Raw genomic sequence first — 9201 nt, 5'->3', positions numbered from 1 at the left:
CTTACGCGTATAGTATGTAGTGTTTCTATTTTTTGATAACTGTTAAGCAAACTCTATAGAAACTAACTTTGTATATCATATACAGCTAAAAACAGAAAAAACAACTGGTCCTGTTCAGTTGTTTTTTCTGTTTCATGAATGATAATCAATGTTTGGCCGACGTTGCAGAACGTCTTGAGTAGTTTGCTCAAAGTATTAAACATTATTCATTAAGAAAGTTTGTCTAATGATCTAACCTCTTACGATCGTCTGCTTGTGGGGGTTGCTCCATCCATTGATTATCAATCATTTCCTTTCCGATACGATTAAATATCCATAAACTAGCTAACGCAGCTTTTTCGTTATGTGCTGCAATATCAGCTCTCATACTTGAAATGAGAGCTGCGTTAAAATAGGTTATTGCTACACCATATAAAAAACCTGTTTGAAGGAGCATAAGTCTATCTGAAAACGGAGAAACAGTAGAATTTGTAATTTCTGTTTCAACTGATTTAGGTAGATGTATGTTTTCTTTGGCTAATAGAGATGAAAAAGTAGTTATGTGTTTATTTGCAGTTTGTACACCTTTATCTAATAATGTCCGCACGTTTGGATTTTTTGAAACTTGTGTAAAGCCAAGAATCATCGCTTTCGAGATTATTACTTTGTTTAAATTAAAATAAGTATGGCCACTTTCTATTGCATTCATCGGTCTCTGCTTACCGAAAACATCTGTTACATAGTGATATTGTTTAATCATTCCTGCCTTTTTGGGTGTTATATAGGTAGGTGGTTGCTGGTAAAGTTGTTTTGAAATAAGAAGGTCCTTTGATTTCTTATAGATTTCCATCGCATCAAGATTGCACTGATAATAAAAATCTACAATGTCCTGGCGTAGGGAAGTCGTAAAAGCTAAGCTATGTTCATTATGTCCGTGTGTGCTCATCATATAAAGGGATTTGAGACACAAGACGTCTGTAAACAGAGGAGGGGCCTCTAAGTTTACGTCCTCTTCTGTAAATCCTTTAGGAATTGGAAACTTTTCTTTCTTAAATAATGCTTTTAAAGCAACTATGTGTTTAAGTGAATAGTGAAGAGCCGTTTGAAAAAGGCTATGTATCTCAGGATCTTGGATAGTGTGAAGCATATATTTATTTACACATACAGATAATGTTTCACGGATATAGTGTGTCCATAAGTTTGCAATTTCAGGAGATGTTAATCGATTCTTTTCCTGCAATTTTCTTTTCCTCCGTGTAAAAACTATTTTTGCTTAGTTTCCCCTCTTTTTAGGCTTTCATACAGGTTAGATTTTTCTCATAATAGTTCCGATAAGTGGTTTTATGTTAAGTATGTTTAACTTTCTTACATCTTATAGTTGGACAATATATTCTTAAGACAGGACAAAAATACCTATTTTCCTGATGTTAGAATCAATAAGGTCAAAGGGATAAATTAAAAGTTTATACAATGTATCTCCAAATAATAAAAGTGTAGGTGATAATGATGGCAACAATCGATGATTTTTTCAAATTAGATATTCGTATTGGTACTGTGGTAAAAGCCGAACCATTTCCAGAAGCAAGGAAGCCTGCAATAAAATTAGAGATAGACTTTGGGGAGCTTGGAGTAAAATATTCTTCAGCTCAGATTACAAAACGCTATAAACCCGAACAACTGATTGGATCTCAAGTAGTTGCCGTGGTGAATTTTCCTCCTATGCGTATTGCAGGTTTTAAATCCGAGGTACTAGTCATAGGTGGAGTTCCAGAAGAGGGCGATGTAGTCCTATTAAGGTCTAGTGAGTTTGTTAAAAATGGTACACCGATTGCTTAGTAAAGTCATCAAAGAAAAATGAACTAATTTATAATTAAAATAAATAGAAAGGCACTAGTCTTGAACTAGTGCTTTTTTATTTATGCTGTTAACTTACATTACGTTAAGTAAATAATAAAGCATCTTGTTAAATTGATTAGTTTTTGTCCACAACGATTTAAATTTCCCCACTATCAGCGAAAACAAATTCCACATTGATCTTCAACAATCGCGCCCTTTCGGAATAGAGCCTATTCAACTACAGCTAGTGCAAAGTACACGTTTTTATGCGCCTTTAAGTTCACATTTAATCCTGTCATATATCGTTTCTCAATATCCGTCGGGCTTAAATTCTCAAGCAAATTCAATCCGAGTTCTGCCATTTCTTGCTTCATACTAGCTGGATCAAAACCCGTTTTCATTGGCTCTCCTATCTTATTCATCATTTTTTCTTTCTTTTTCAAATCAGTGGAAGTGGCTTCCTCATTAAATTCATCTACACTGAAGTAATCAAATACAATCATGCTTCCAGAGGGAGTCACTTTAGGTATATTAGCCAGTGTTTTATATACTTCTTCTTTGGATAAGTACATTGTAACCCCTTGCCAGCTGAAAAAACTTTTAGATAAGGCAGAATAGTTTAGTGATGAATTGAATTTATTTACTATATCCTCTCGAGTGAAGTCAATAGAAATGTAATGTAGGTTTTCTGGATGATTCCACCCCACCTTATCGACACATTGACGTTTAAAACTTTGCGTCGCAGGATGATCTAATTCAAATACATTAAGACTCTTTAACAAATCAGGATATCTAAATGCAAAAGTATCTAAGCCAGCACCCAAGATTACATACTGTTCTACACCAGTTTCAATCGCCTTCATTAAACAATCTTCTGTGTACCGAGAACGGGTGATAGAGGCTGTAGAATTCATTAAAGCCTCTTTTGGCATAATCTCCTCTATTAATTTTTTTTGCTCTTCAGGAATTAGGTCATATGCCAAAAAGTCATTGAAAATTTTGTGGTTTGCATATTTTGAGTGAATACCTCGAATATAAGCTGTCATCATCGCGGTAAAACTGATTTGGTTTTCCTTCATTTATGAATCTCCTTTTGCAATTACATTTGATTTTAACATTCAAATACTATTTTACCTTTAAAGGGTTATTCCAGAAAATGGCCCGTTTGTGGTATAATCTTATATTACTTTTACCACAGGAAACCCCTCCAGATGTAGGGTTTAATACAATCTGGTCACCAAGAGCTTCAATTTTTAATTCTATAACTTCTACTTCACTAGCTACCTTCAAATTCTTCCCCCATTTCTTTTATATGAATACCAATCCTATTCTGTATTTTATTGAAAAAAGATTTAAATACCAGACTGGAAAAAAATACAAAAATGTGGTATTATAGAGGTAGGAAATGAATGATTTTTATTAAAAATAATAAGTTTTGAATAGATATTTTGAAGAGTAATATGAAAAAACCTGTATTTGAAAATACAGGTTTTTTGCTTCTTATAACATGAATTATGTTAACTACGAATGTATATCTTATACAGTCTAAAAACAGAAAAACTACCTCTGGAGTTGGGAAGGTAATTTTTCTGTTGCAGAATTTAGTTGTATGAGTCGATGTTTAATAACATCTTGGGTAGTTTGCTCTTGGTAAGCAAATTTATTCATTCACCAGTAGTAGTTTTTGTTTGAGAAAGGTTAAGTATGTACTGCTTTGAGTGGGTATCTTTTTATTTCTCATGGTTCAGATAATCAAAAATCGTACGATTAGCAAAGTGAGCTTAACTAATCGTACGATTTTTAAGATTTATATTAGATGAACAGATTAGTTTTCTTTTTACAAAGTACATTATAAAAAAGGAAAGTGAAAATATGATGAAAGTATAATGAGTTATATAGTTAATATAGCTTTAAATGGAGTATACAGGCTAAAAAAAGCGAAAAATCCCTGCTTCCGTCAGTGATTTTTCTGATTATCAGTATGCTATACATACTCTAATGTCTTTTAAGTTCATAAGCAGTTTACTTCAGTTATAAAAAAATATTCATAGTGGTTAAGTGTTATGTTACATATAATTATTCTTTTATGATTTCTAAGAGAAACAATTATAATAATCTTGCTTTTTATTAAATGGTGTTTAAGTTTTGTGAACTCATTAGTTTTACGACTGTTTCACCAATTTGCCTTCCCAATCTTAAACCTTCATCATTGTCTACTTTAAAATGTACCCCAGCGTACAAACGAGATTGAGCACTTTCTTTCATCAAATTTTTTATTCTTGCTGACTCTGAGGGGAAGAAATAACTTAATAATATTTCTGAACATCCTGCAATAGTAGCATGGGCAGAAGGATAAGATGGAAAGCGAGGAGTAATCAACACAGTAGATAAATTTGTCCCATATTGATTTGGTCGTGCTACATTCCATAGATATTTTAAAAACCATGTGATTACGAATGTATCGTTTATAGCAGCATTGGAATACCCTAGAGCTCTAGCAATATGAGGTGATCCTAGCCGATATTTTTCACCTAAATCAAAAATCGCAGCAGTAATTTTTGCACTTAGTTCACCTGTACCCCAATATTGCGCAATTTGTCTTTGTTGAGGAGTTAGCGACTTTAATGTTTGATTTACTAGAAAAAGTTCTGTTTGCCAATTAATATCATCAGGATTTTTAATTCTCCAATTGATAGGTTGATGAAAGGGATCTAAGAAATTATTATCTCTACCTTTTGAAAAAAAAAACATTGGCCAATATCCTGCTTCTGAAGAGCCTTTAGGAGGGGTTTTCTCTCCGTCATAAGGGTGTTCTTTCCATTTTCTATAACTTGCTCGCATCAGTCTCAGCCCCTTATAGAATTTATTCTTCTTGTTCTTTATGATTAAGAATAATAAAATATGTCAATATCTTTTTTAGAAATAAACCCCCGATATTACTTACTCAATTTATAGAGGAAAGAATGTATATCAAATGTAGGTTAAAAACAGAAAAAACTACTGGATCCAATCAGTAGTTTGTCTGTCATTTTAGAAATAAACAGGAGATTTCGAAGTTTATTTTCATAATTTATGATATGTAAAGTAATTATAAATGTTTGAACAAATGTTGATATTATAAAAATTTCCAATTGAAAAGGTGTTTCCAACGTTTATGGAAATACCTTTTGTTAGGTTTCTTTATTATTGGCCAGCTTGTTGATTCTTTTTAGCCTCTGCTTGAGCATTTTGTTGTTTTACTGCTTGTACATCCGTTTCACTAGCAAATTCTGTTCCAAATTTGTTAGATGCAGATGCAGCATTTTGTTGTTTTACTTTTGCAGCGTTTGTTCCTGCAGAAGTTTTGTTTGGCCGTTGGTTGTTATTCATTACAATCACCTCCACAAAAATTAATGTTCCCAAGGAGATCGTAACTATTCTAAAAAGCCTTTAAGGAATATATGATTGCCGATAAAATCTATAAAAAAGAAAAAACCACTGGTGTGCAATCAGCAGTTTTTTTCGTTACATAATTAGGTTGTATAAAACGATGCCCCGTTTCTTCTTGAGTAGTTTGTTCAAGTTACCAATAGCCTATTCATAACAAAGAAAGACCTCCTAGATCTAAGGAAGTATCAAGGTCCTCTTTCTTAAGAATTTCTTTTACCATCTCATTTTATCGGTGCTCCCGGAGCATAATAGTATGGAGGGACTTTAAGCCATCCCCGTCTTTTCACAAGTTCTTTTAGGGTTGCTCCAAATGTCATATATTCCTGCAGATATTCAATCCATATCAAAGTAACATCATTGCGTGCGGATTGAATGATTGCATTTGCACAATAGGTAATTAAAATAACCATTTTAATATTAAGGCTGTTTGCAAGTTCATCCTCCGTTAACTTGACCCCCAATGGAACATCGCTTGGGTTAGACTGTGGCTTGGATTCACTTAAGGGTGGAAGGGGTACTCCTTCTGATAACATAAAAGCAATCATTCGCTCTTTCTGTGATTTGAACATCTCAACTGCTTCATGGAAAGCTTTTCGTAATTCGGGATCCGTTGTACTATTAACCCCTGCTTCGGAATGAACTTGTTCGTCAGCTAATTCGGAAAGGTAGGACCAGCAGGACATGACTTCCCCCACATGTAAGGGTGATTTGGGTTCCTCGTCAACAAATGATTGAATAATATTTTTAAGAGCTTTTCCGACATCTGGCATATTTCTCACCTCACTTTTCTGCTTGGGGTAGACCTGCAGGATGATACGGCGGTGGCACCTTGATCCATCCCCGTTTTCGCATCAATAATTTAAAGGTTAGTAAAAAAGTTATGTGTTCTTGCAAAAATCCGGCCCACATCAGACTAACATCGCTGCGAAGGGATTGTGAAGCCGATTCCGAACAGTTTGTAATCGCCATCGATATTTTTTTCTTAAGGCTGTTTGCAAGCTCATCATCTGTGAGCTTCACCCCTAATGGAACATTACTTGGATCAGAGATTGGTTTGGATTCACTAAGAGGTGGTAACGGAATTCCTTCTGATCGCATAAATGCTGAAATTTGCTCTTTCTCTGATTTGAACATGTTGACGGCTTCTTGAAGGGCTTTTCTCAATTCAGGATCCGTTGTACTGTTAATTCCTGCTTCAGTCTGTACTTGTGTCTCACCCACTAACGCTAAAAATATCCAGCATCCCATCGCCTCGCCAATATGAAGAGGCGTTTTGTTCTCATCTTTAACAAAAGACTGAATTACACTTTTCAAGGCTTGCAAAATATCAGGCATATATTTCACCTTCCTTCTTTTTTTTACTTTCCCCTAAAGGGTATTTCTAATGCATAGAAGACTTTTTAGTACAGCATTTATTAGAAATCGGGCCGAGTGGCGAGCCTATTAGGGAGAAAAACAGAAGCGTAGTTGTACTTATGCCTGATAGGAAGAGGAAAACCCGTTCAAAGAAATAATCGTTTAGTACCAACTAGTATATAAATTACTTTCTACGAGTCATTTGAACTAAGCAGTCGGTAAGAAAGATGATAGCAAAGGGAACAATAAAAACAACTAAGTGTATGACGAAGAATTTATAAGACTTATGATTCACTTATATTGAATCCACCTTTATATATTAGATTGAATATTTTAGGGTTTCTTAAGTAGAATGTTCATTTAAAGAAAAAACATTCATTACTATCTTTTTGAGTTTTTGACAATCCTATTAAAAGGTTATCTTAGTGAGAGGAGAAGAGAGGAAATACTAGTAAATATTATTATGGGATTTATTATACCTTGGATTTTTGGTTTCATATTATACAAAAAAGAACCTATAATTGTTCTTTTAATTGCACCAATAGGAATGACAGTAGCCTTTATGTTAAATGAGTGGGGAACTAATTACTTTTGGCAGTTCGAACCAACTTTTAGAAATCGAAGTTTATCGGCATTTCCTTTAAATATTGGTTTCTATCCCGTCCTATCTTCTTTTTTAATTTATTTTAAAATAAAAAAGAAGGTTAATACCATCATGCTTTTACTTTGTTTTACTCTGTTTACTACAGGTTTTGAAGGGGTGGGCTTAGTCGTAGGAAGAGTAGAGTATTTTAATGGATGGAATATTATTGGTACCTTTATCAGTTATTTAATAGCATATATTGTTATTTATGGTTATTATCGAATTTTGGTAAAACATCAAGTTTTAAAAAATTAAGCCTACACCCTATTTTCTACGAGTTGCTCGAATTAAATGATTTGTAAGAAAGAGAACAGCAAAGGGACCGATCAAAGCAATGAAGTATACAATAAAGACCTTATGTAATTTATCATTCATGTATAGTAAATCCACCTTTATATACTAGAGTGAGTATTGAAGGGTTTCTTAAATAGAGTGTTCAACTAAAGAAAAACTCATTCATGCTCATTAAAAAGCGAAAAAACTACTGGCCATGTTCAGTAATTTTTTCGCTTTTCGTAATTAGATTGTATAAGACGCTTCCCCGTTTTTTCTTGAGTAGTTTGTTCAAAGTTAGGATTGATTATTCTTATTTGCAAGCTCTTTTCTATCAGAAGCTAATAGAGGCTGTTCTAGCCATTTGTTTTCAATCATGATATTGGCTCCATCTTCTGAATACATCTGTACTTGCACGGACATTTTGTTATACATGACCCCTAAATCGATTCTAGGACTTTGAGCTATACCAGTACCATAGAAACCTATACCTAACGCATTTAAGGTAGCAACATAAGACATCATTAATTTTTCTGAGAAGACATGACTTGTCACATTTGTTACCTCTGCAGCCCATGATACAGCGATAGGAATATCACTCTCTGCTAATTTTCCACTAAACAATTGAACATGTTTTTTAGCAATTTCAATGCCCTTAATAAAGAATTGTGTAACATCCTTTGATTTGGCTACTTGACTAAAACCCATTAGAGTAGCAATACCTAACGCATTTCTTTGCGCATTAGCATAAAGATTACTTACTTCTATTGCTGTAAGAGGTCTTTTTTCTCCAAAAAAATCCCATATAAAGCTTTGCTTCTCAACAAAATCAACATGATCTAAATTAGGAAAATAAGGAGATCTGACATATATCCCTTTTGTTAATAATTTATCCTTGGACATTTCAAATAAGGTCATGGTATCTATTAGGCACGTTTTGTAATAATCTGTAATATCTTTTCTTACTGTTGAAGATAAACTAGCCGCATAGCTTGTCAGGCCAACCTTGGACATTTGATGAATGAATTGTAATACATATGTATCTGAATAAAGTCTGGGCGCCGTTAAGTTAACATCATCTTCGACCTTAAATCCTTGAGGAATCGTATGTTTCTCTTCAGTCAGTATGTTAGCTATTTTTTGTATATGTTTACTAGATAATTGTGCAGCATATTCAATGATAGGTTTGATCTCCTCATCTTCTACTTTTTCTAAAAAATAAAGTAACATACACTGACTAGCACTGTCATTTAAGTATTGAGCCCACAATTGAGCGATTTCTGCTGAGGTTAGCCTAATCTGTTTTTTCTCTTTCACTTAACTTCCTCCATACTTTAATAATTTGTATTATTTTCTCCAATAAATTTTTTCCTATGAATAAAGATTAGGATAAGTAGGAATAGAAACCTAAATGAAAGGAAGCTATTATGAGAATATGCTAATGAATTAAGCTTTTCTTTATATAAATATAAAGGCCTCATACCTATTTGAAGCCCTTTCTGTTTTATTTCCTAAAATACGTTTTATGGTGCGACAAGAAGTCGCTTTCTTACAGTGTAGCTAACGCTACTCATCTAGACGTAAAGATGATCTCCATCCGAAACGGCATTCTTGGTAACGAGTCTGTCGGTTGCATGAGGAAATGTGGAAACAGAGGACAAATGCATGGTCCAGAATACTGCTAG

The 9201-nt window shown here is 33.8% G+C and carries 10 protein-coding genes; 2 read left to right on the top strand and 8 right to left on the bottom strand.

Annotation, left to right across the window (positions count from 1 at the left end; genetic code table 11):
- Window positions 1–223 precede the first annotated feature (223 nt).
- Window positions 224–1219, bottom strand: coding sequence for a DUF3231 family protein (locus SB717_RS33055; RefSeq protein ID WP_410906999.1), 996 nt, complete (start codon window positions 1217–1219; stop codon window positions 224–226).
- 266 nt (window positions 1220–1485) lie between these two features.
- Here SB717_RS33055 and csaA point away from each other — a divergent pair, with 266 nt between their 5' ends.
- Window positions 1486–1815, top strand: a complete 330-nt coding sequence (csaA, locus tag SB717_RS33050; protein WP_410906997.1) for a chaperone CsaA — start codon at window positions 1486–1488, stop codon at window positions 1813–1815.
- A 230-nt stretch (window positions 1816–2045) separates the two neighbouring features.
- Here csaA and SB717_RS33045 read toward each other — a convergent pair whose 3' ends face one another.
- From SB717_RS33045 to SB717_RS33020, 6 genes are all read right to left on the bottom strand, one after another.
- Complete coding sequence (locus tag SB717_RS33045) at window positions 2046–2894, bottom strand: class I SAM-dependent methyltransferase (protein WP_410906995.1); 849 nt, start codon at window positions 2892–2894, stop codon at window positions 2046–2048.
- A 46-nt stretch (window positions 2895–2940) separates the two neighbouring features.
- Complete coding sequence (locus SB717_RS33040; RefSeq protein WP_157842253.1) at window positions 2941–3105, bottom strand: hypothetical protein; 165 nt, start codon at window positions 3103–3105, stop codon at window positions 2941–2943.
- Window positions 3106–3942: 837 nt separating this feature from the next.
- Window positions 3943–4656, bottom strand: a complete 714-nt coding sequence (locus SB717_RS33035) for a vanadium-dependent haloperoxidase (protein ID WP_410906993.1) — start codon at window positions 4654–4656, stop codon at window positions 3943–3945.
- A 342-nt stretch (window positions 4657–4998) separates the two neighbouring features.
- Window positions 4999–5184: a gamma-type small acid-soluble spore protein gene (locus tag SB717_RS33030; protein ID WP_410906991.1), complete on the bottom strand. Its 186-nt coding sequence runs from the start codon at window positions 5182–5184 to the stop codon at window positions 4999–5001.
- 281 nt (window positions 5185–5465) lie between these two features.
- Window positions 5466–6014, bottom strand: coding sequence for a DUF3231 family protein (locus tag SB717_RS33025; RefSeq protein WP_410906989.1), 549 nt, complete (start codon window positions 6012–6014; stop codon window positions 5466–5468).
- Between the two features lie 10 nt (window positions 6015–6024).
- Entirely contained in the window at window positions 6025–6579 is a 555-nt protein-coding gene (locus tag SB717_RS33020; protein ID WP_410906987.1) for a DUF3231 family protein, read from the bottom strand.
- A 484-nt stretch (window positions 6580–7063) separates the two neighbouring features.
- Here SB717_RS33020 and SB717_RS33015 point away from each other — a divergent pair, with 484 nt between their 5' ends.
- Window positions 7064–7498: a hypothetical protein gene (locus SB717_RS33015; RefSeq protein ID WP_410906985.1), complete on the top strand. Its 435-nt coding sequence runs from the start codon at window positions 7064–7066 to the stop codon at window positions 7496–7498.
- Window positions 7499–7813: 315 nt separating this feature from the next.
- Here the strand turns inward: SB717_RS33015 and SB717_RS33010 are convergent, their stop codons facing one another.
- A complete protein-coding gene (locus tag SB717_RS33010) occupies window positions 7814–8833 on the bottom strand; it encodes a DUF3231 family protein (RefSeq protein WP_410906983.1) in 1020 nt (339 codons plus the stop codon).
- Between the last annotated feature and the right edge of the window lie 368 nt (window positions 8834–9201).

Source organism: Priestia sp. SIMBA_032, assembly GCF_046535215.1.
Classification (GTDB): domain Bacteria; phylum Bacillota; class Bacilli; order Bacillales; family Bacillaceae_H; genus Priestia; species Priestia aryabhattai.
The sequence above is the reverse complement of the archived record's forward strand: the minus strand, read 5'-3'. Positions and strand labels throughout refer to the sequence as shown.

What these genes read in the sequence shown, in the direction of transcription:
- SB717_RS33020 (WP_410906987.1), bottom strand. Translation starts at nt 6,579, where the DNA reads ATGCCTGATATTTTGCAAGCCTTGAAAAGTGTAATTCAGTCTTTTGTT.
- SB717_RS33015 (WP_410906985.1), top strand. Translation starts at nt 7,064, where the DNA reads ATGGGATTTATTATACCTTGGATTTTTGGTTTCATATTATACAAAAAA.
- SB717_RS33045 (WP_410906995.1), bottom strand. Translation starts at nt 2,894, where the DNA reads ATGAAGGAAAACCAAATCAGTTTTACCGCGATGATGACAGCTTATATT.
- csaA (WP_410906997.1), top strand. Translation starts at nt 1,486, where the DNA reads ATGGCAACAATCGATGATTTTTTCAAATTAGATATTCGTATTGGTACT.
- SB717_RS33030 (WP_410906991.1), bottom strand. Translation starts at nt 5,184, where the DNA reads ATGAATAACAACCAACGGCCAAACAAAACTTCTGCAGGAACAAACGCT.
- SB717_RS33025 (WP_410906989.1), bottom strand. Translation starts at nt 6,014, where the DNA reads ATGCCAGATGTCGGAAAAGCTCTTAAAAATATTATTCAATCATTTGTT.
- SB717_RS33035 (WP_410906993.1), bottom strand. Translation starts at nt 4,656, where the DNA reads ATGCGAGCAAGTTATAGAAAATGGAAAGAACACCCTTATGACGGAGAG.